The organism is Pseudomonas sp. NFACC16-2 (assembly GCF_900119205.1).
GTDB classification, from domain to species: domain Bacteria; phylum Pseudomonadota; class Gammaproteobacteria; order Pseudomonadales; family Pseudomonadaceae; genus Aquipseudomonas; species Aquipseudomonas fluorescens_Q.
Genome location: NZ_FPIX01000020.1, coordinates 58,495 through 80,705, shown reverse-complemented (window position 1 = coordinate 80,705; position 22,211 = coordinate 58,495). Strand labels below are relative to the sequence as shown.

The 22,211-nt window shown below is 62.9% G+C and carries 18 protein-coding genes and 2 pseudogenes; 7 read left to right on the top strand and 13 right to left on the bottom strand.

All coding sequences use genetic code 11. The annotated features are described in order from the left end of the window. The first annotated feature begins 105 nt into the window (after positions 1-105). A complete protein-coding gene (gene yegQ / locus BT116_RS17295) occupies positions 106-1,443 on the top strand; it encodes a prephenate-dependent tRNA uridine(34) hydroxylase TrhP (RefSeq protein WP_072345904.1) in 1,338 nt (445 codons plus the stop codon). Positions 1,444-1,732: 289 nt separating this feature from the next. Here yegQ and BT116_RS31865 read toward each other — a convergent pair. The 7 genes and pseudogenes from BT116_RS31865 to BT116_RS17265 all read right to left on the bottom strand — a co-directional run. Continuing rightward, positions 1,733-2,326, bottom strand: a pseudogene (locus BT116_RS31865) (methyl-accepting chemotaxis protein); the annotation flags it as partial. 312 nt (positions 2,327-2,638) lie between these two features. After that, positions 2,639-3,349, bottom strand: a pseudogene (locus BT116_RS31860) (cache domain-containing protein); the annotation flags it as partial. A gap of 273 nt (positions 3,350-3,622) precedes the next feature. Next, positions 3,623-4,939 (bottom strand): Na+/H+ antiporter family protein, encoded by a 1,317-nt coding sequence (locus BT116_RS17285; protein WP_170845956.1) that lies wholly within the window; start codon positions 4,937-4,939, stop codon positions 3,623-3,625. A 164-nt stretch (positions 4,940-5,103) separates the two neighbouring features. Beyond that, positions 5,104-6,417 carry a sensor histidine kinase gene (locus BT116_RS17280; protein WP_072345870.1) on the bottom strand — a complete coding sequence of 438 codons (1,314 nt, stop codon included), beginning with the start codon at positions 6,415-6,417 and terminating at the stop codon, positions 5,104-5,106. Then, a complete protein-coding gene (locus tag BT116_RS17275) occupies positions 6,414-7,082 on the bottom strand; it encodes a response regulator transcription factor (RefSeq protein WP_063320294.1) in 669 nt (222 codons plus the stop codon). Before BT116_RS17275 ends, BT116_RS17280 begins: the two co-directional genes overlap by 4 nt. After that, positions 7,082-7,393, bottom strand: a complete 312-nt coding sequence (locus BT116_RS17270; protein WP_063320293.1) for a PepSY domain-containing protein — start codon at positions 7,391-7,393, stop codon at positions 7,082-7,084. The genes BT116_RS17275 and BT116_RS17270 overlap by 1 nt, the downstream gene beginning before the upstream one ends. Further along, positions 7,393-7,701 carry a PepSY domain-containing protein gene (locus tag BT116_RS17265; protein ID WP_072345867.1) on the bottom strand — a complete coding sequence of 103 codons (309 nt, stop codon included), beginning with the start codon at positions 7,699-7,701 and terminating at the stop codon, positions 7,393-7,395. Before BT116_RS17265 ends, BT116_RS17270 begins: the two co-directional genes overlap by 1 nt. A gap of 143 nt (positions 7,702-7,844) precedes the next feature. On the opposite strand from BT116_RS17265, the gene BT116_RS17260 reads away from it, so the two are divergent. From BT116_RS17260 to codA, 5 genes are all read left to right on the top strand, one after another. Continuing rightward, positions 7,845-8,924 carry a patatin-like phospholipase family protein gene (locus tag BT116_RS17260; RefSeq protein WP_072345865.1) on the top strand — a complete coding sequence of 360 codons (1,080 nt, stop codon included), beginning with the start codon at positions 7,845-7,847 and terminating at the stop codon, positions 8,922-8,924. 84 nt (positions 8,925-9,008) lie between these two features. Continuing rightward, positions 9,009-9,365 (top strand): 6-carboxytetrahydropterin synthase QueD, encoded by a 357-nt coding sequence (gene queD, locus BT116_RS17255; RefSeq protein WP_003203918.1) that lies wholly within the window; start codon positions 9,009-9,011, stop codon positions 9,363-9,365. Positions 9,366-9,580: 215 nt separating this feature from the next. Then, positions 9,581-10,411: an alpha/beta fold hydrolase gene (locus BT116_RS17250; protein WP_072345863.1), complete on the top strand. Its 831-nt coding sequence runs from the start codon at positions 9,581-9,583 to the stop codon at positions 10,409-10,411. A 186-nt stretch (positions 10,412-10,597) separates the two neighbouring features. Next, entirely contained in the window at positions 10,598-11,869 is a 1,272-nt protein-coding gene (gene codB / locus BT116_RS17245) for a cytosine permease (RefSeq protein ID WP_072345861.1), read from the top strand. A gap of 12 nt (positions 11,870-11,881) precedes the next feature. Further along, positions 11,882-13,129: a cytosine deaminase gene (gene codA / locus BT116_RS17240; RefSeq protein ID WP_072345859.1), complete on the top strand. Its 1,248-nt coding sequence runs from the start codon at positions 11,882-11,884 to the stop codon at positions 13,127-13,129. 49 nt (positions 13,130-13,178) lie between these two features. Here the strand turns inward: codA and BT116_RS17235 are convergent, their stop codons facing one another. Further along, a complete protein-coding gene (locus BT116_RS17235) occupies positions 13,179-14,171 on the bottom strand; it encodes a diaminopimelate epimerase (protein WP_072345857.1) in 993 nt (330 codons plus the stop codon). Between the two features lie 179 nt (positions 14,172-14,350). Between BT116_RS17235 and BT116_RS17230 the strand changes: the two genes are divergently transcribed. Further along, a complete protein-coding gene (locus tag BT116_RS17230) occupies positions 14,351-15,502 on the top strand; it encodes an MFS transporter (RefSeq protein ID WP_072345855.1) in 1,152 nt (383 codons plus the stop codon). 248 nt (positions 15,503-15,750) lie between these two features. Here BT116_RS17230 and BT116_RS17225 read toward each other — a convergent pair whose 3' ends face one another. The 5 genes from BT116_RS17225 to BT116_RS17205 all read right to left on the bottom strand — a co-directional run bounded on the left by BT116_RS17225 (position 15,751) and on the right by BT116_RS17205 (position 22,180). Then, on the bottom strand, positions 15,751-18,189 hold the full coding sequence (locus tag BT116_RS17225) for a TonB-dependent siderophore receptor (protein WP_072345852.1): 2,439 nt from the start codon (positions 18,187-18,189) through the stop codon (positions 15,751-15,753). 98 nt (positions 18,190-18,287) lie between these two features. Then, positions 18,288-19,271: a FecR family protein gene (locus BT116_RS17220; protein WP_072345850.1), complete on the bottom strand. Its 984-nt coding sequence runs from the start codon at positions 19,269-19,271 to the stop codon at positions 18,288-18,290. Between the two features lie 37 nt (positions 19,272-19,308). Continuing rightward, positions 19,309-19,809, bottom strand: a complete 501-nt coding sequence (locus BT116_RS17215) for a sigma-70 family RNA polymerase sigma factor (protein ID WP_072345848.1) — start codon at positions 19,807-19,809, stop codon at positions 19,309-19,311. Positions 19,810-20,003: 194 nt separating this feature from the next. Then, positions 20,004-20,444 (bottom strand): carboxymuconolactone decarboxylase family protein, encoded by a 441-nt coding sequence (locus BT116_RS17210; protein WP_072345846.1) that lies wholly within the window; start codon positions 20,442-20,444, stop codon positions 20,004-20,006. A 293-nt stretch (positions 20,445-20,737) separates the two neighbouring features. Next, complete coding sequence (locus BT116_RS17205; protein ID WP_072345844.1) at positions 20,738-22,180, bottom strand: mechanosensitive ion channel family protein; 1,443 nt, start codon at positions 22,178-22,180, stop codon at positions 20,738-20,740. Between the last annotated feature and the right edge of the window lie 31 nt (positions 22,181-22,211).

The window sequence follows — 22,211 nt, the reverse complement described above, 5'->3', positions numbered from 1 at the left end:
GGACTCGTGGGAGTGCCTTCTCGTTTGCGTCGTGCATTGATTCAGATCAATAAAGCCTGGCCGACCATGGGCTACCCTCGCCGCCTTTTGCGATCCGACGCCATCATGACCCTCGCCGCCCCCGAACTGCTGGCTCCCGCCGGCACCCTGAAAAACATGCGCTATGCCTTCGCCTACGGTGCCGATGCGGTGTATGCCGGCCAACCGCGCTACAGCCTGCGGGTGCGCAACAACGAGTTCGACCATGCGAATCTGGCCTTGGGTATTGCCGAGGCCCAGGCCATGGGCAAGCGCTTCTACGTGGTGGTGAACATTGCCCCGCACAACGCCAAGCTGCGCACCTTCCTCAAAGACCTTGAACCGGTGATCGCCATGGCGCCGGACGCGCTGATCATGTCCGACCCGGGGCTGATCATGCTGGTGCGCCGGCATTTCCCCCAGATGCCGATTCACCTGTCGGTGCAGGCCAACACGGTGAACTGGGCGAGCGTCGAGTTCTGGCAGCAACAGGGCTTGAACCGGATCATCCTGTCCCGGGAACTGTCCCTGGAGGAAATCGCCGAGATCCGCGAACAGGTGCCGGCCATGGAACTGGAAGTGTTCGTCCACGGAGCGCTGTGCATGGCCTATTCCGGGCGTTGCCTGCTGTCCGGCTATTTGAACAAGCGCGACGCCAACCAGGGCAGTTGCACCAATGCCTGTCGTTGGAAATATGCGGCACAACCGGCGGTGGAAAATGCCGTGGGCGACATTGTGCAGAGCTATCAGCCCGAGCCGACCCTGGGCCTCGGCGCGCCCACCGACCAAGTGTTTTTGCTCCAGGAAGCCAACCGCCCGGAGGAATCCATGCCGGCCTTCGAGGACGAACACGGCACCTACATCATGAATGCCAAGGACCTGCGCGCCGTACAACACGTCGAGCGCCTGGCGCGCATGGGCGTGCACTCGCTGAAGATCGAAGGCCGGACCAAGTCGCACTTCTATTGCGCGCGCACCACCCAGGTGTATCGCCGGGCTATCGATGACGCGGTGGCCGGGCGGGAATTCGATCGTGGCCTGATGACCGACCTGGAGTCCCTGGCCCAGCGCGGCTACACCGAAGGTTTTCTGAGGCGCCACGTGCACGACGAATACCAGAACTACCAAAACGGCAGCTCGGTGTCGGAGCGCCAGCAGTTCGTCGGTGAACTGACCGGCGAACGGCGCGAACGCCTGGCCGAAGTGCGGGTGAAGAACCGCTTTGGCCTGGGGGATCACATGGAACTGATGACCCCCAAGGGCAATTTCCACTTCGACCTGCATCAGTTGCAGAATGCCAAAGGCCAGGGCATCGAGGTGGCACCGGGGGATGGACACGTGGTGTACCTGCCCATCCCGGATGCGGTGGACCTGCGGTTTGGGTTGTTGATGCGCGATGTGCGTGAGTTGCCTGCCGGATCATGAAACTGTGGTGAGGGGATTTATCCCCGTTGGGCTGCGAAGCAGCCCCAAAAAAATCAAATACTGCTTACCTGAGGTACCACGCTATCTACCTTGGGGCTACTTCGTAGCCCAACGGGGATAAATCCCCTCGCCACAACGGTGTATGACTTGAGTAGGCGGAACGGCTTACGCGGCAGGAACTGCCGAAGGCTGCGATCCTTCTTTCTCGATAAGACCCGGTTGCCCGGGTGAAAACATCTGGATCGAGAGCAAAAGATCGCAGCCTTCGGCAGCTCCTGCTGCGATGGGATCAGATCCGGAACTGCCCCACCAGCTTGCCCAGGCGCTGGCCCAGGTCGGCCAGGCTGCGGGAGGTCTGGGCGCCGAGTTGGGTTTCGTCGGCGACGCTGTCCACGGCCACGGCGATCTGATGCACGCTGCGGTTGATTTCCTCGGCCACCGCGGTCTGTTCTTCGGCAGCGCTGGCGATCTGGGCGTTCATCGAGTTGATGGTGCCGATCAGTTGCGCCATGGTGTCCAGGGACGCCCCGGCTTCGTTGGCCTGCGCCGAGGTGCCGTCGCCCGCTTCGCTGGAGCGACGCATGGCCTCCACCGCGGCGTGGGTGCCGGATTGCAGGCGGTCGATCATGCCCTGGATTTCCTGGGTACTTTGCTGGGTCCGGCTGGCCAGGGCCCGCACTTCATCGGCCACCACGGCAAACCCACGCCCTGCCTCGCCAGCACGCGCGGCCTCGATGGCGGCGTTGAGGGCCAGCAGGTTGGTCTGCTCGGCGATCGAACGAATCACCCCGAGCACGCTGACGATCGAGGCCACGTCCTGCTGCAGGCTGTCCAGGGACACGCCGCTGCTGCGAATATCGTTCACCAACGCATGAATCTGCTGGATGCTGCCGGCCACCACGCGCTTGGCCGATTGTCCCTCCTCGTCGGTCTGCTGGGCCGCGACGGCGGCACCTTGGGCACTGCGGGCGACTTCCTGGGCGGCCGAGGACATCTCGTTGATCGCCGTGGCGACCTGATCGGTTTCGTGGCGCTGGCGTTCCATGGCCTGCTCGGAGCGCTGGGCCTGCTCGGAGACTTGCGTCACCAGCCCGGTCAGTTGCGAGGTCATGTCGGTGATCTGCCGCACCAGGCCGTGGATCTTGTCGACGAAGCGGTTGAACGAACCGGCCAGTTGGCCGAGTTCGTCCTGGCTGGTGATGGTCAGCCGACGGGTCAGGTCACCCTCGCCTGCCGCGATATCGTCGAGGTTGTCCTTCATCAGGTGCAGGGGACGCAGGATCGCATTGGCCAGCAACAGGCCCACGACCGCGATCACCAGCAACACCACGGCGGCGATCCCGACGATACTCAATATCACGCCTTGTACACGATCGTGGACCTTGGCTTCCACCAGGGCCACCTGGGCCTCGATGCCGTCCAGGTTGACTGAGCTACCGACTGCCAGGTCCCACTTGGACAGGTACTCGGTGTAGCCGAGCTTGGGCACCAGGTCCTGGCTGCCGGGCAGTGGCGAGCTGTATTCCAGATAATGCGTTCCGTCCTTGGCGACTTTCACCAGGTCGCGGTTGACGTAGACACCGTTAGGGTCGCGGTTGTCCTTGAAACTCTTGCCAACGCCATCGGGGCTGTTGGCCTTGAACAGACGAATGGTCTCGGAGTCGTAGCCGAAGAAATAGCCGTCCTTGCCATAGCTGATGTTCGACAGCAACTTGATCGCCTGGGCACGCGCTTCATTATCGCCAGGCGCAGCGGCATCGTAGAGCGGCTTGATCGCGGTCAGGCCCACTGCCACATAGTTCTGCAGCGTGGCCTTGGCCTCGCTGAGCAGGCGTTCGCGGGTCTGCTGGACCTCTTTGCTAGCTTGCTCCTTCAAGATGAAAGCCGTGGTCAGGCTGATGATCATCGCGGACAGCAATACAGGCAGTATTGCCAGGGACAGGACTTTAGCCTTCAGGCTCAGGCGCATGCTGTTCACTCTTGTAGGTGTTATTGGCGTGGTTAGCTGTATTAACGGCACCGCACGGAAAAACTGTAGGACAAGGTGAGCGGTCCGTCGGCAGGGTTGCCCTGCAACATGGAATCTCCCACAGTGAATCGGTATGAACACAAACATTGTGGACACCGCCGAACCCTGTGGGAGCGAGCTTGCTCGCGATGCAGGCGACTCGGTCTTGCGTTACAACACCATCGCCGCCACCCAACCAAACACCAGCAGCGGCAGGTTGTAGTGGATGAAGGTCGGGACCACGGTGTCCCAGATGTGATGGTGCTGGCCGTCGATGTTCAGGCCGGAGGTCGGGCCCAGGGTCGAGTCCGAAGCTGGCGAACCGGCATCGCCCAGGGCGCCGGCGGTACCGACAATGCAGACGATCGCCAACGGACTGAAGCCCAGTTGCAGGCACAGCGGCACGAAAATCGTCGCCAGGATCGGCACCGTGGAAAACGACGAGCCGATGCCCATGGTCACCAGCAATCCCACCAGCAGCATCAGCAGCGCGCCGACGCCCTTGTTGTGGCCGATCCAGGCCGCCGAAGACTCCACCAGGCTCTGGACTTCGCCGGTGGCCTTCATCACTTCGGCAAAGCCCGAGGCCGCGATCATGATGAAGCCGATCATCGCCATCATCTTCATGCCTTCGGTGAACAGGTCGTCAGTCTCGCGCCAGCGCACCACACCCGATACCGAGAAAATCAGGAAGCCGACCAAGGCGCCAATGATCATCGAGTCGACCAGGAGCTGGATGGCGAACGCCGCGACAATCGCCAGCCCCGCCACCAGTAAGGTCATGGGGTTGTAGCGCACCGCCACTTGCTCGACCCGGGCGATCTTCTTCAGGTCATAGACGCGCTTCTTGCGGTAGGAAAACAACGACAACAGCAGACCAAACACCATGCCCAGCGCCGGAATGCCCATGGCATGGGTGACGTTGATGCCGCTGACGTCCACACCGCTGCGGGCGATGTTGGCCAGGAGGATTTCGTTGAGGAAGATATTGCCGAAACCAACCGGTAGGAACATGTAGGGCGTGATCAGGCCGAAGGTCATGACGCAGGCGATCAACCGGCGGTCCAGCTGCAACTTGGTCAGCACATAGAGCAGCGGCGGCACCAGCAGCGGAATGAAAGCGATATGGATCGGCAAAATGTTCTGGGAGGCGACCGCGACCGTTCCCAGCAAACCGATCAGCACCCATTTGACGCCCCTGCCGCCGGCAGTGTCCTGGCGATCCACCAGGGCCAGGGCTTTGTCCGCCAGGGCGTGGGCCATGCCGGACTTGGCAATCGCCACGGCGAAAGCGCCGAGCAAGGCGTAGGACAGCGCCACCGTCGCACCACCACCCAGGCCGGCGTTGAACGCCTTGAGCGTCGCCTCGATGCCCAGGCCGCCGACCAGGCCACCCACCAATGCGCCGACAATCAGCGCGATTACCACATGCACGCGGGACAGGCTGAGCACCAGCATGACGCCAACCGCGGCAATTACTGCATTTATCATCGTTACCTCAAAGCACAGCGATGGAAAGCCACCGGACAAAAAGGTCGCGACTTTGCAGCAAGCGGCGGCAAGCTGCAAGGGCCGTGGGGCGGGTTTTCAAATCTCGCAATATTGACGACCACCACCGCCCCCACAGGAGGGGCGGCGCCATGCGATAGAGGTCAGCGCTTGGGCAACTCAATCACGACCTTCAATCCACCCCACTCGCTGTCGTCCAACGCCAGCAGGCCGCCCCAGGTGTCGACGATGTCCCGCACGATGCCCAGGCCCAGGCCGTGTCCATCGGTCTGTTCATCCAGCCGCGTGCCGCGGCTGAACACCTGGTCGCGGCGATCCCTGGGGATGCCCGGGCCGTCGTCTTCCACGGCCAGACTGAATCCGTCGGCTGTCTCGGTCATGGTCAGGCGCACTTCGGCGTCAGCCCATTTGCAAGCGTTGTCCAGCAGGTTGCCCAACAGTTCCAGCAGGTCTTCACGATCCCACGGCAGGTGCAGGCCCGGCGGGGCGGCGTAGCTCAGGTGCAGGTGTTCGCCGTGGATCATGTTCAGTGTGGCCAGCAAGCCCGGCAGCTCGGCATCGCAGTCCAGGTGCGCGCCGGGCAAGGCATCGCCGGACAAGCGGGCGCGGTTGAGTTCCCGGTTCAGGCGCTGGCGGACCTGCTCCAGTTGCTCAAGCAGCAGCTTGCGCAACTCGGGATACGGATCGAGCTTCTCGTTCGAAGCCAGGCTTTGCAGCACCGCCAGCGGGGTCTTCAAGGCATGGCCGAGGTTGCCCAATGCGTTGCGCGAACGCTTGAGGCTGTCCTCGGTGTGGGCCAGCAGATGGTTGATTTGCGCCACCAGCGGTTCCAGCTCCCGTGGCACCTGTTCGTCGAGTTGCGAACGCTGCCCGCGCTGCAACTGGGCAATCTGCTCCCGCGCCCGGTCCAGCGGACGCAAGGCGCGGCGCACCGTGATGCGTTGCAGCAACAGAATCAACAGCAGCCCCGCCAACCCGAGCCCCAGGCCGATCTGCTGCATTCGGCGGAAGCTGTCACGCACCGGCGTGTAATCCTGGGCCACGCTGATGGAGATCGCCTGGCCCAACCGTCGATAGTCGGTGCGCAGCACCAGCAGTTTCTGGCCCTCGGGCCCCAGTTGCAGGTTGCTGTGCAGGCCCGGGTGATCGAGCCGGGGCAATTCCTGGTCCCACAGGGAGCGGGAGCGCCAGTGCACGTCGGCAAAGTCGATACGGAAATAATGCCCGGAAAACGGCCGCTGATAGGCCGGCGACAAGCGTCGTTCATCCAGTTGCAAGCCCTGCGGGCCGCGCACCAGGGCCACCAGCAGGTTTTCGCTGTCGTTGCGCAGCCCGGCTTCCAGGTAACGCTGCAGGCCCAGTTCGAACAACCACAGGCTGGTCTGAGCGAGGACCAGGCCGACCACCACCATCACACCGATCAACCCCAGGCTCAGGCGCCGCTGGATGGATCTCACTGCGCCTGCCCACCGAACAGGTAACCCTGGCCGCGACGGGTTTCGATCACGCTGCGTCCCAGCTTGCGCCGCAGGTGATTGACGTGGACTTCGAGCACGTTGGAATCGCGCTCGGTCTCACCGTCGTACAGGTGTTCGGCGAGATGGCTTTTGGAAAGGATCTGCTCGGGATGCAGCATGAAATAGCGCAACAGGCGGAACTCGGCCGCCGTGAGCTGGATGTCGGTGCCGTCGCGGACCACGCACTGGCGACTCTCATCCAGGTGCAACCCGGCCGATTTCAGCGTCGGCTGGTTGACCTGGCCGTGGGAGCGGCGCAGCAACGCCTGGATCCGCAACTGCAGCTCTTCAGGATGAAAAGGTTTGGTCAGGTAATCGTCGGCCCCGGCCTTGAGGCCTTCGATGCGCTCGGCCCAGGAACCGCGCGCGGTAAGGATCAACACTGGCGTGCTCAAGCCACCGGCACGCCATTGGGCGAGCACCTCAAGCCCCGGCACGCCCGGCAGGCCGAGATCGAGGATGATCAGGTCGTAGGGTTCGCTGCTGCCCTGGTACACCGCGTCGCGACCATCGGCGAGCCAGTCGACGGCGTAGCCCTGGCGTGCAAGCCCGGCCATCAGTTCGTCGGCCAGGGGCACATGATCTTCCACCAGAAGCAGGCGCATCAGTCTTCCTTATCTTTGAGTAAGCGGCCGGTCGCGGCCTCCAGGTCCAATTCGCGCACGACGCCGTCGGTGTCCAGCAGCTCGACCTCATAAATATAGACGCCGTGTTTCTCCTCCAGCTCGGCTTCCAGCAGTTTGGCGCCGGGGTGCAGGTCCAGCGCCTGTTGCAGCAGTTGCTCCAGCGGCAAGATCACACCCTGCTGGCGCAGTTGCAGGGCCTCGTCCTGATCCAGGTCCCGGGCCACGGCCAGCGAACAAAACGCCAGCAGCGCCAGCGCCCATCGATTATGGGCGCGCAGATTAAGCTTCATTACGTATCCTGATGATTCTTGAGCACCTTGCCGTTGGTGGCGTCCAATTCCAGATCCCACTCAATGCCCTTCGTATCGCGCAAATCCACCTGGTAAATGTACTTGCCGTACTCTTCGTCCAGCTCGGTATCGGTCAAGGTGGCGCCAGGGTGTTCGGCCAGGGCAGCGGCGTTGAGTTTTTCAAAGGAAAGGATGGTACCAGCGTCTTGCAGTTTGCGGGCTTCGTCCGTGCCCAGGTCTCGTGCGTGAACCAGGCTGGTTCCCAGTGCCATGAGGGTCGCGATGAAAAAGGCAGTCAGGCGGTTCATGGGGTATCTCCTTCTTATAATCTTTACCGGGGGGACTGTATCGGGGTGAACTTAACTGAAACTGAATGGCCATCATGGGACCCACATCAATAACAAGGTCTTGTATCGTTATAATCAGCCGCTTACCCGCATTCGAGACCGGTATGACCGCCATCCACATCAAGTTTCCCGCCCTCACCCTCAAGGCCGGCCCCCGTGCGTTCGCGCGGATTCGCCAGGCCGGCTTGAGCGCCGCCGACGTCGGCATCCTGCCGGGCGCTGCCGGTGGTCCCAAGGCCCTGGGCATCCAGGGGCTGGACCTGGCGCTGTTCGCCGAATGGCTGCCCGCCGCGCCCCGGGAGCGCTCGCTGATCGGGGCCTCGGTGGGTGCCTGGCGCTTCGCCAGCGCCTGCCTGCCGGACGCCGTCGAGGGGATCCGGCGCCTGGGCACCTTGTACAACGAACAAAGCTTCGCCAAAGGCGTGACCATGGCCGGTGTCAGCCAGAGCTCGCAGCGCATGCTCGATGATTTGCTCGACGGCCGCGACGCTTCGATCCTCGATAACCCGCGATACCGGCTCAACATCATGGTGGTCAAGAGCCACGGCCTGCTGGCCCAGGATCATCGCGGTCGACTGGGCCTGGGCTTGTCGTCGGTGATCGCCGACAACCTGCGAGGTCGGGCGCGGCTGTCGCGGCATTTCGAACGGCTGATCATCCATGACCCGCGCCTGGCCCCGCCCCTGCACCCGTTGACTGACTTTCCGTCACGCTTCGTTCCGCTGGCGGCCGGCAACCTGCGCCAGGCCCTGCTGGCCTCGGGCTCGATCCCGATGGTGATGGAAGGCGTGCGCGACCTGCCGGGCGCCGGTGCCGGCACCTACCGCGACGGCGGTCTGCTGGACTACCACCTCGACCTGCCCTACAGCGGCGAGGACATCGTGCTCTACCCGCATTTCACCGACCGGGTCATTCCCGGCTGGTTCGACAAGGGCCTGCCGTGGCGCCGTGGCAACGTCGACCGCCTGCAAGACGTGCTGCTGCTGGCACCGTCCCGTGAATACCTGGCGCGCCTGCCCTACGGCAAACTGCCAGACCGCAACGACTTCAAGCGCTTCATGGGTGATGACCCGAGCCGCCGCCAGTACTGGCGCACGGCGATGGATGAGAGCCGCCGGCTCGGTGACGAGTTCCTGGAGCTGACGGCCAACGGTGGCTTGGGCGAGCGTTTGCTGACCCTTTAGTCAGCACGGTCGCGCAACACCGTTATCAAACTGATAAACTCCGCCGCCTGCCTTGCGACCGCTACCTTCAAAGAGCCCGAACCTGTGGAAATCTTCAAAGAATTTACCTTCGAATCCGCCCACCGCCTGCCCCACGTGCCGGACGGCCACAAGTGCGGCCGCCTCCATGGCCACTCGTTCAAAGTGGCGATCCACCTGAGCGGCGACATCGATCCGCACACGGGCTGGATTCGCGACTTCTCGGAAATCAAGGCGATCTTCAAGCCGCTCTACGAGCGCCTGGACCACAACTACCTCAACGACATTCCTGGCCTGGAAAACCCCACCAGCGAAGTCTTGGCCAAGTGGATCTGGAATGAATTGAAGCCATTGCTGCCGGAACTCAGCGCCATCCGCATCCATGAAACGTGCACCAGCGGTTGCATCTATCACGGCGAATAACCGAATCCCTTGTGGCGAGGGGATTTATCCCCGCTGGGCTGCGCAGCAGTCCCCAAACCGCCACTCGGTGTGTCAGGCAGATTGAGTCCATTGCTTTGGGTCTGCTGCGCAGCCCAGCGGGGATAAATCCCCTCGCCACAGGTTCCTGTTTGCTGACTGACATTAGCTTTTTGTGTCTATGCTCTTTGGCTCGAACATGCCGAGAGGACACGATCATGACCCACTGGCCGCTGGATCAAACATACGACTTCAACGGGCACTGCATCCGCTACGCCATCCACGGCGATGGCCCGCCGTTGGTGTTTGTCCACGGCACGCCCTTCTCTTCCTACGTGTGGCACCGGATCGCCCCGCTGTTCTTCGCCACCCACCGGGTGCATTACTTCGACCTGCTGGGGTATGGCCAATCCGCGCAACCCGATGCCGACGTGTCCCTCGGCGTGCAAAACCTGTTGTTCGCACAATTGCTGGAGCATTGGCGCCTGGATTGCCCGGACGTGGTGGCCCATGACTTTGGCGGTGCCACGGCCCTGCGCACGCACCTGCTAAACGGCAAGGATTACCGCAGCCTGACCCTGATCGACCCCGTGGCGCTGTCGCCCTGGGGTTCGCCCTTTGTGCAGCATGTCCGCCAGCATGAAGCGGCCTTCAGCGGCCTGCCCGACTACATTCAACGGGCCATCGTACCGACCTATGTCCGCGGCGCGATCAAACGGGACATCCCGGACGCGGAACTGGCGCCCTACGTGCAGCCGTGGCTTGGCGAGCCGGGCCAGGCGGCGTTCTACCGGCAGATCGCGCAGATGGACGAACGCTACACCCGTGAAGCCGAGGGCCTGTATCCGAACGTGCGCTGCCCGACCCAGATCCTGTGGGGCGAGGATGATCAGTGGATTCCCATCGAGCGCGGCCGGGCTCTGCAACGGATGATCCCGGGGGCACAATTTCACCCCGTTCCAAATGCCGGGCACCTGGTCCAGGAAGACGCGCCGGAAGCCATCGTCGCGGCGATGTTGCGGTTCCTGCCATTGCATCTTGGTCCCTGAAGAAACCGCATCCACAGGGGATTCCCTGCGAGTGAGATCCGTGTTCCAACTTGAATCACTTGCGCACCGCTTTTGGTCCCTGCGCCCACCCAATCCCCAGGATTGTCTATAAATAACCTCGCGATCACTCGCTTGGCACGGGCGCTGCACGTTTGCGATATCCCCCTCATCCGCAAGGACCGCCACATGACTCAGAACGATCCGGGCAATGACTATCCCTTGAGCGAAGTCCCGATGCACGCTCGCAAGGGCCTGGCCTCCACGGCCATGGTGCTGCTGGGTTTCACCTTTTTCACCGCCACCATGTTTGCCGGCGGCAAGCTGGGGGTAGCGTTCGGTTTTGCCGAAATGCTCACGGTTATCGTCATCGGCAATCTGCTGCTGGGCCTCTACGCCGCCGGCCTGGGCTACATCGCCTTCAAGAGCGGGCTCAATTCGGTGTTGATGGGGCGTTTCTGTTTCGGCGAGGTGGGCAGCAAGCTCAGTGACTTGATCCTGGGGTTCACCCAGATCGGCTGGTACGCCTGGGGCACGGCGACTGCCGCGGTGGTGCTGGGCAAGTATTTCGAGTTGAGCGAGAGCACCGTGCTCGGGTTGATGGTGCTATTCGGCCTGGGGTTCTGCGCCACGGCCTACATTGGTTATCGCGGCTTGGAAATCCTCTCCTACATTGCCGTGCCGGCCATGATGTTGCTGCTGATGCTGTCGATGTGGGTCGCGACGGTGAAGGTCGGCGGCTTCGAAGGCTTGTTGGCGGTGGTGCCGACGGGCAGCCTCGACTGGTCCACCGCCATCACGTTGGTGTTCGGCACCTTCGTCAGCGGCGCGACCCAGGCCACCAATTGGACGCGGTTCTCCCGATCAGCGAAGGTCGCGGTGCTGGCGAGCCTGATCGGCTTCTTCCTGGGTAACGGCCTGATGGTGCTGATCGGCGCCTACGGGGCCATCGTCTATCAGCAACCGGACGTGGTCGAAGTGTTGCTGCTGCAGGGCTTCGCCATGGCGGCGATGGCGATGCTGCTGCTCAACATCTGGAGCACCCAGGACAACACCATCTACAACTTCGCCGTGGCCGGTTGCAACCTGCTGCGCACCCGTCGGCGCAAGACCGTAACCCTCGGCGGCGCGGTGATCGGCACGTTGCTGGCGCTGCTGGGCATGTACGATCTGCTGGTGCCATACCTGATCCTGCTGGGCACCGTCATCCCACCCATCGGCGGGGTCATCATGGCCGATTTCTTCTTCCGCTGGCGTGGTCGTTATCCGCGCCTGGCCGAGGCGCAACTGCCGGCGTTCAACTGGCCCGGGCTGTTGGCCTATGGGGTTGGCACCGTCGCGGCGTTCAATTCACCCTGGGTCGCGCCACTGGTAGGAATCGCTGCCGGCGCGCTAACGTATGTGCTATTGATCAGCGTAATGGGTACTCGCACCGCTGATGCGTCCCTACAAAACCTCTAAAGGATTCGCCTGATGCACATCATCAACGCCCGTCTGCGTAACCGTGAAGGCTTGCATGAACTGCACCTGGAAAACGGCTTGATCGCCAACATCGCCCGCCAGACCGAGGCACCCAGCCTCGGCCCGGAAGACCTCGATGCCGGCGGCAACCTGGTGGTCCCGCCCTTCGTCGAACCACACATCCACCTGGACGCCACGCTCACCGCCGGTGAACCGCGCTGGAACATGAGCGGCACGCTGTTCGAAGGCATCGAGTGTTGGGGCGAACGCAAGGCCACCATCACCGAGGAAGACACCAAGACCCGCGCCAAGAAAACCATCCAGGCCCTCGCCGCCCATGGCATCCAGCATGTGCGCACCCACGTCGACGTGACGGACCCCGAGCTCACGGCGCTCAAGGCGCTGCTGCAAGTGCGCGAGGAAAGCCGTCACCTGATCGACATGCAAATCGTCGCGTTTCCCCAGGAAGGCATCGAGTCCTATCGCAACGGCCGCGAGCTGATGGAAGAGGCGATCCGCATGGGCGCCGACGTGGTGGGCGGCATTCCCCACTTCGAGTACACCCGCGACCAGGGCGTCAGCTCGGTGAAATTCCTCATGGACCTGGCCGAACGCACCGGTTGCCTGGTGGATGTGCATTGCGACGAAACCGATGACCCGCACTCACGTTTCCTCGAAGTGCTCGCCGAAGAAGCCCGCAGCCGCGACATGGGCGCGCGTGTCACCGCCAGCCACACCACGGCCATGGGCTCCTACGACAACGCCTACTGCGCCAAGCTGTTCCGCCTGCTCGGGCATTCGGGCATCAGCTTTGTCTCGTGCCCGACCGAAAGCATTCACCTGCAAGGGCGCTTCGATAACTTTCCCAAACGCCGCGGTGTCACCCGGGTCAATGAACTGCTCGAGGCCGGGATGAATGTGTGCTTCGGCCAGGACTCCATCGTCGACCCGTGGTACCCGCTGGGCAACGGCAATATCTTGCGAGTCCTCGAAGCCGGCCTGCACATCTGCCACATGCTCGGCTACCGCAACCTGCAAAGCGCCCTCGACCTGGTCACCGACAACAGCGCCAAGGCCATGGCCCTGGGCGAGCGCTATGGCCTGGAACCCGGGCGTCCGGCTAACCTGCTGATCCTGTCGGCGGACAGTGACTACGAAGTGATCCGCAGCCAGGGCTTGCCGCTCTATTCGATTCGCAACGGTGAAGTGCTGATGAAGCGCCAGATGCCGGTGGTGGAGTTTGCGCACCAGCCAGGCTGATTTCCCTGCGGGAGCGGGCGTGCTTCGCGGTGAAAACCATCAGAAAGCTCTAGGGCACAGACCGCGCCGCCCCAAACAACCTGACCCGCAACCACTCACCCGCCTCTTCTTCCAGCAAAATCGGCGCAGTCCCCCCTGGCATCATCACACTCACCAGCCCTGCCTTCACCCACCCCGCCCGCCACGCCGCGCAGGCCACGGCGCTGGCGCTGGTGCCCGAGGATGCGGTGGGACCTTCGCCCCGCTCGAACACCCGGGCGGCGATTCGCCCTTCGGCTTCGAGCCAGGCCCATTGCAGGTTCACCCCCATAGGGCACGGCATTCCAGCCCCACCCGGCGGAGCATAGGCGATGCGGGTCAGGCTCTGGCACAGCGCCGGCGCACGCATCTGCCGATTGCTCGGCAGCGCCTCGGCACTGTCCACCAGCGTCACGCAATGCGGGTTGCCAATGTTCACGAACTGGCTGTTGCCCCACGCCGGGTTCAACCGTTCAAGCGCCGCCACACGGCTGACATCGCACTGGTTGAACATCACACGCTCGACGTTCTGGGCACCGACGGCGCCGGGCCCGAACAGCGGTTTGCCCAGGTCCAGCCAGAAGCCTTGGGCGCCTTCGAATTCAGCAGCGCGAACCGAGGTTTGCAGCGGCGACAAGCCGTCGGGTTTATCGTGATAGACCTGCAGCAGGCAATCACCCGTCCCTGCCATCAAGCCCTGCTCTTGCAAGGCCTGGGAGAAAATCGTCAAGCCGTTGCCACTGCGCTCGGCCAGGGTGCCGTCGGTATTGACGATCAACAGATCAAAGGGCGGTTCGTTCTGGAACGGGCCGATCAGCAAACCGTCACTGCGATGAGCCTTGGCGTCCGGCGGCGCTTCGCCCGGCGCCCAGGCGCAGAACGCGTGCACGGCAGCCGTTGCCCAAGACTCGCGTGTCTGTGCAGCCTGGGCAGCCGACTGAGGCAGCGCGATGCCGTGGTCTCGGACCTGCCGAGGGGAAATGACGCCATAGATATTGCCGCGCGCGTCATAAAACTTCGTCATGGATCAGTCCGGTATCAGCCAACGAGGCCCGCTACTTTATGCCGGCAAAGGCCAGGGAGCAAAGCTTGCTGGCAACCGGATATTCGCGTCGGCACCTTGGGGTCGCGGTGCGGTCAGTGGATATGCAAGCATAGGCTCCTGCCTGCACCACCGCACCGCACGTAAGCCAAGGACGTTTCATGACAGCCATTACGCCCCCGCCCACCTTTATCCCCGGACGCCTGGAACAGATGTCCACCCGCATCGCCTATCTCATCGCCGGCATCGGCATCGCCGCCTGGGCGCCGCTGGTGCCTTACGCCAAGGTGCGGGCGAACCTGGATGAAGGCACCCTCGGGTTGCTGCTGTTGTGCCTGGGGGTCGGGTCGATCCTGGCGATGCCGATTTCCGGTGCGCTGGCGGCGCGGTTCGGCTGCCGGCGGGTGCTCAGCGGCGGCACGATTCTGATCTGCCTGGCGTTGCCGTTGCTGGCGACGATGACCTCCCTGCCCTGGCTGGTGGCCGCATTGTTCCTGTTTGGCGCCGGGCTCGGCACCGTGGACTCGACCGTGAACCTGCAAGCGGTGATTGTCGAACGGGCCAGTGGCAAGACCATGATGTCGGGTTTCCACGGCATGTTCAGTCTCGGTGGGATCATTGGCGCGGCGGGTGTCAGTGCCCTGCTTGGCCTGGGGCTTTCGCCGCTGGGGGCGACGCTGGTGGTCAATGGCGTGCTGCTGGTAGCGTTGTTCAAGGCTGCGCCGCACCTGCTGCCCTACGGCAGTGAAAGCTCGGGACCGGCGTTCGCCATTCCCCACGGCGTGGTGCTGTTTATCGGCATCCTGTGTTTCATCGTATTCCTGGCCGAAGGCGCGGTGCTGGACTGGAGCGCCGTATTCCTGACCACCGAACGCGCGGTGGATACCGCCTATGCCGGGCTGGGTTATGCCGCCTTTGCGCTGACCATGACCGTCGGCCGGCTGACTGGCGATTCAGTGGTACATCGCCTCGGAGCCAAACGCGTGATCATCTATGGCGGATCGATCGCGGCAGCCGGGTTCCTGTTGGCGACCCTCGCACCGATGTGGCAAGCCGCGCTACTGGGCTATGGGTTGGTGGGCGCCGGGTGTTCGAACATCGTGCCGGTGCTGTACACCGCCGTCGGCAAACAGACCCTGATGCCGGAAGCGATCGCCGTACCGGCCATCACCACTATCGGCTATGCCGGTATCCTCGCCGGCCCGGCGCTGATTGGTTTCGTCGCCCATGGCAGCAGCCTGAGCTTTGCGTTTGGGTTGATTGCGGTGTCGCTGGTGATAGTGGCCGTCAGCGGGAAAGTGTTGAAGGTCTGATGCCTCAACACAACTCTTTGTGGGGAGGAGATTTATCTGTGGCGAGGGGATTTATCTGTGGCGAGGGGATTTATCTGTGGCGAGGGGATTTATCCCCGCTGGGCTGCGCAGCAGCCCTGACACCAGCCACCTCTGTATGCCAGACAGACCGCATCGGCAGGATTTGGGGCTGCTTCGCAGCCCAGCGGGGATAAATCCCCTCGCCACAGGATTGGGTTCCAAGCCACAGAATCTTGCTTGACTCTCGATCAGAACCCCACACTCGCCTGCACAAAGAACGTACGCGGTGCGCCCACGTACATGCCCGAGTTGTTGTCACTGGAACGGGTGTAGTACTGATGGTCAAACAGGTTCTTCACCCCGGCGCCGACTTTCAGGTTCGACAGCTGCGCGCCAAAGTCATAACCGGCGCGTACGTTCCAGAGCACGTAGCCCGGCATGTCGCCGTACTGCCCATCGGCGCTGCCATCGGTGATGTAGTCGCCGCTGAAGCTGCCATCGGCGTTCACACTGTTGCCCGGTGAGCGCTGCTTGGACTGGGCAAAGGCGTCGAGGTTGTAGGTCCAGCGATTGACGTCGTAGCGCAGGCCCAGGTTGGCCACCTGACGGGAATAGAACGGCAGGTCGCGGCCCTTGAAGCTGGGGATCTCGCCTTCATAGGTCGCACGGGTGTAGGTGAAACCGGCATTGGCGGTGAGGCCTTCGAGGCGTGGGTCGAGCGCGGCCATGTCGTAATGCACCGAAGCCTCCAGCCCCTGGTGCTTGGTCGCGCCCATGTTGGTCCAGCCCACGTCGTTGCTGATGTACTGCAATTCGTCGTCGAAGTCGATGTAGAACAGCGTCACTTCCCCGCCCCACACGTCATCGTTGTAGCGCGTGCCGATCTCGTAGGTCTTGGCCTTTTCCGGGCTCAGGCCATTGGCGGTGTTGTTGCCGTCACCGCCCTGGCCGAGCTGGAAATACTGCAGGCTGCCGAACGAGGTCTCGTAGTTGGCGAACAGCTTCCAGGCATCGGACAGGTGATACATCACGCTCAGGGCCGGCAACGGTTCGTTGCTGTCGATGCTGCGGCGTTTTTCCTGCACCGGGCGACCGGCTGTGTCGAGCACCGGGCGGTCATGCCATTCGGTGCTGATGCTTTCGAAGCGGATGCCCGGGGTGATGGTCCACTTGCCGACATCGATCTTGTCATCGATATACACCGCGTGGGCTTCAGTGCCACCGGTACGGTCCTGGTAGACGTGACCGTCGGCCCCCGGACGCACCACTGGTTCGTTATTACGCAACGCCAGGCGACTGGCCTCTTCGTGCATGCCTTCCTTGAGGTAGCGATAACCCACGCTGGCCTCCTGGGTGGTGGGGCCCAGGTCGAACACATGGGACACCCGCGGCTCGATGCCGAAGGTGTAATAGGTGCGCGGGTAGGACACCAGGTTGCGCTGGTCCCGGGAAGCGATGGTGCTGCCACGGTAGCTGTCGGAGTAATAGGTCAGCACTTCGGCCTGGGTGCGGTCGTCGATCTGGCGCAACCATTTGAACGACACGTCCTTGCGCCGGCCGCTGAAGTTGTCCCAGTCGCGGTCGGACTGGTACGGATCGGCGTCGTATTGCTTCTGGGTCAGGCCACCGGGCATGTCGGCCTTGGCGTCGTAGTAATGGAAGTTCAGCGAGAAGTCGTCCACCTCGGTGGGTGCCCAATGGGTCTTGAGGATGACGTCGTCGATGTCGTTGTCGTTGTTGCTCCGGCGATAACCGTTGCCGTTGACGCCGGAATACAACAGCGCCACGCCCAGGCCATTGTCCGCCGTGCCGCCGAGGAACGCCGTGTCGATGTGCTTCCAGCCGCCGCGCTGGGAAGTTTCCAGGGTGCTGCCGATTTCACCGGTGGCTTTTTCCGGAATCGCACGGGTCACGAAGTTGATCACCCCGCCGACGTTCTGCGGCCCGTAGCGCACGGAACCGGCGCCGCGCACCACGTCGATACTGTCCAGATTGCCCGAGGAAATCGGCGCCATGGACAGTTGCGGTTGGCCGTAGGGCGCGAACGCTGCGGGCACGCCGTCGATCAACACCGTGGAGCGTGGCGACAAGCGCGAAGTCAGGCCGCGCACGCCGACGTTCAGGGAGATGTCACTGCCGCCTGTGCCGTTGGCGTCCTGCACCTGCACCCCCGGCACACGCCGCAGCACGTCGCCGACGTTCATCGCGCCCTGCTCCACCATCGCTTCGCGGCGGATCACCGTCCGCGCACCGGGGTGGTTCTGCACCACCTCGGCGTTGGCATCGCCGAGCCAGTCACCGACCACCTGGATTTCAGTAGCGCCGAGCTCCAGCGGGCCGGTGCTGGAGGCCGAAGGCGCCGGCAATATAGTCGCCGAACCCTCATCAATCTGGTATCGCAGGCCACTGCCCTGCAGCAGTTGCTGCAAGGCCGCTTCCGGGGACAGGGTGCCGTCCACGGTCGGCGCTTGTTTACCGGCCACCAGTTCGGGGCTGAAGAACACCTGCAACGCGGTTTGCTGGCCGAGCTGGCTCAAGGCTTGCCCCAACGGCTGCGCCTGGATGTGAATGGCGGTGGTAGCCTGATCGGCGTACACCGGGGGCACAGCGGCGCTGACCGCCAGGGTCAGGGCCAGGGGCAGCCAGCGTACGTGGGTACGGTTGTTGTTTTTGGCGGTTGTTTTCACGTCGAACCTTGTCCTGTCGAATCGCAAGAATACGCGTCTGTTAATGCAAACCAGTTGCAGTTGGACAAGAAGACGAAGAACTCGAAAAAAACCTGAATTTATCGCGCAATTATTTCCTGGCTGCCGTCATCCAGGTTGCGCACGGCCACCGGCAGAATGCTCGGCAGCGCCTTGAGCAGTGCCTCGGGATCGTCGGCGCGGAACACGCTGGTCAGGCGCAGGTTGCCCACCGCCGCGCTGCCGACCCGCAGGGGTTGAGTGCGATAACGGGAAACCTCTTCGGCCACTTCCTTGAGCGGCGCGTTGTCGAACACCAGTTTGCCGTTGCGCCAGGCGGTGAGCGCCTCGGCGTTGACCGCGTAAGGTGTGGCGACTTTGCCCTGGGCATCGATCTGAGTACCGAGGCCCGGCGTAAGGCTGACGAACTGGGCTCGCGACGCATCGCGTCCCTGGACCTTGACGCTGCCCTGCGCCACCGCCACCCGGGTCTTGTCGGCATCGCGACGCACGTCGAAGCGCGTCCCAGTCACCGTCACCTGGCCGTTGCCCGCATCGACGGTGAAGGGTCGGCCGGCATCATGCTCGACCGTGAACAAGGCCTCGCCTTCGGCCAGCTCCACCCGGCGCTGATGGTGCGCGAATTCAATACGCACCCGGCTGCGGCTGTTGAGGTCGATCACCGAGCCGTCCGGCAAGGCGATGTGCCGACGCTCGCCGAGGGCGGTGGCGTATTCGCCGCGGTAGTCGGTGGAAGAACTCAAACCGCTGAACAGCCCCAACCCCAGCGCCACCGCGAACAGTCCGGCGGCGACGGCATAGCGCAGCAGCGGCCGACGCTTGGGACGTTCGGCAGGAGGTTCGCACAGCGCTCGCAGGCGTTCCTTGGGCAGCAGGTCCGTGGCGCTCCAGATACCCTGGAGCAATTGAATTTCGTCACGGTGGTTGGCATGTTCGTCCAGCCAGGCTTCGAAACGCTGGCGCTCCTCGACACTCATGGCGGGCGCTTGCAGGCGCACGAACCATTGCGCCGCCGCGTCGCGAACCCTGTCCTGCCCGCACGGGCATTCACGGCTATCCATCATGGAAGGTCCTGTGGCTCAGGTGGAAGAGGACGACGGATCATTGGCCAGGCCCGTCCAGGCAATCGCGCAGATGCCGCAGGGTGCGGATCATATATTTTTCCACCATGTTTTTGGACAGGCCCAAACGCTCGGCGATTTCCGCCTGGGTCAGGCCTTCGATCTTCTGCCAGACAAACACCGTACGGCAGTTGGCCGGCAGCTCGGCAAGCGCTCGCTCGATGGAGTCTGCCAGCTGGATCGCGTGCATGTAGTGCTCCGGGTCGCCCGACAGCGACTGGCTATGGTCGACGGCCGCCTCTTCCATGGCCCCCCGTCGATCTTCGCGCCGATAGCCATCCACTGCAATGTTGCGCGCCGTCTGATGCAAATAGGCCCGTGGCTGCTCGACCCCACTCGAATCGGACTCAAGCACCCGCACGAAGGTGTCATGGGCCAGGTCCTCGGCCTGCTGGCGATTGCGCAGGCGACGGGTCCAGGTGCCGATCAACTCTTCATAATGCTCGAAAAAGCCGGGTCTGCGGGGCAGCTTGGAGGTCATCGCGGCGCGCTGTGGAAACGGGGCGTGAATAGTAATGGTTACTATTCATGTAACGCAAACCTATTACGGTGCCTGTCGTCCGAAGCTGTCCCAGGCGAAGACGGACTCCTATGGGAGCGAGCTTGCTCCCACAGGGCGGGTGTTTCTATTGAGGACGGTGGGCGCATGCCCTGTCCGTATAGAGGGGGGCAATATCAGGCCTCAGGCATCTTGCGAAAGCCCACCGCCAAACGGTTCCAGCCATTGATGGCGTTGATCGCCACGGTCAGGTCGACCATTTCCTTGGGGCTGAACTGCTCGCTCAGCAGGGCATAGTCGGCGTCCGGTGCGTGGGTGTCGCTCAGGCGGGTCAGGGCTTCGGTCCAGGCCAGTGCGGCGCGCTCGCGTGGGGTGAAAAACGGTGCTTCGCGCCAGGCGGTCACGGCGTACAGGCGACGTTCGGTCTCGCCGTCCTTGCGGGCGTCGGCGGTGTGCATGTCGATGCAGAAGGCGCAGCCGTTGATTTGCGAGGAACGCAGCTTGACCAGCTCCAGCAGGGATTTTTCCAGGCCCAGTTTCGAGACGGCATTTTCCAGGGCCAGCATGGCTTTGAAGGCGTCGGGGGAAGCGGTGTAGAAATCGATACGCGGTTGCATGGTGAACTCCAGAACAATTGGGTGTAGCGCTACGTTAGTCGTGCAGTGGCGCGGTACAAATAGCCAATTGTTGGGAAGTTCGGGTGGCCAATGGGTGACGGATGCCTATCCCTTGTAAATGAACATCGCACCACTGTGGCGAGGGGATTTATCCTCGCTGGGCTGCGAAGCAGCCCCAAAAAAGCTGACAACTCGGTATGTCAGGTTGATTGGGGTTGTTCTCTTGAGGGGCTGCTGCGCAGCCCAACGGGGATAAATCCCCTCGCCACAGGGTGCACACTTCAAGAGATGATTCAGGCCCGGCTGCGCAGCCACTGCAGGAAGCGCTTCTTGGCCACTGGCTTGGGCAGCTCGCGGGTGAGGTTCTGGGCGAGGTGGATGCGCACGTCCAACAGGTTTTTCATGGCGTCGTTGATGTCGTGACGGGCGTCGAGGCAAGGCTTGAGGTAGCTGTTCTCGATGCGATAAAGGGTGCAGAAGGTCTTGGCCGAAAAGCTCGCCAGCGCGGCCTGTTCGGAAACGATCCCGGCTTCGCCGATCACCTCTCCGGGCCCCATGCGCCCGGCCTCGAATGGCTGGCCGTTACGTACAAGGGTCACGCTGACCACGCCGGATTCAATGATGAATAAATGATCGCTGACCTCCCCCGCCGGCAAAATCATGTCGCCGGCGCGGAAGGTCTGCAGGGTCATGTTCTGGCTGAAGGTATCTTTCTCGTCCTGGCGCAAGGTAGAGAAGATGTTCGAGCTTTCCAACAACGCCCGGGGCCGCGACGCATCCTTGGTGGTGGCGCTTTCACTGTTGGACAACAGGCTCACGCCCGATGCCTGCAAATGCCGGAACGCCAGGTCGAACAGCTGGTTGCGCACCTCGCGCTTCTGGGCCCTGGAGGCGACGAACCCGCTGATCTCGTATTCCGCCCCGTCACTGCTGCTGCTTTTGAGCGTCACGCAGGGTGCCGGGTTGGCGAGCAAGGTCCGACAGCCGATCATCGCTCGCTCCAGCGCGTCGATCACGGTTTGCGGCCGCGCGTGAGGGCTGACCTGGACGCTGATGGACAACCCATGGACATCGCTGGGTCGACTGAAGTTGATGACCTTGGCTTTTGCCGCCAACGAGTTGGGAATCACCGCCATACTGCCTTGGGCGGTTTGCAACCGCGTGGCCCGCCAGTCAATGTCGGTGACCCGGCCTTCGGTGCCGTCGATGGAAATCCAGTCATCGAGCTGATAAGGCTTGGTGGTGTTGAGCACGATCCCGGAGAACACGTCGCTGAGGGTGCTCTGCAACGCCAGGCCGACAATGATCGCCATCGCGCCGGACGTCGCCAGCACGCCCTTGACTGGGAGGTCCAGCACATAGGCCAGCGCTGCGATGACGGCGATCAGGAAAATCACCGCGCCGAGCAAATCCTGCAACAAGCGCCCGGTGTGACCGACCCGCTGCATCATCACCGCGCCCATCATTACCGTCAGGGTTCGCGCGGCGAGCAGCCACCAGGCGATCTGCAACCCGGTGGCCGCCAGGTGCCGTGGCACGTCGTCGACCCACTGCGCCGGCTCCATGGGGTTGAGGCCCTCGTTGAACAGCAACATGCTGAACAAGGAAAAAATCACCAGCCGCGCGCCGATTTTCCAGTAGGTCCGATCCGCACTCACCAGCCGCCATATCAGGATGTCGAGCACAAGCAGCGCCAGGGCACAGAGCAGCGGGTGCTCGGAGATCAGAGACAGCATCGGACGGCTCCAGAAAGATCAATGAGGCGAA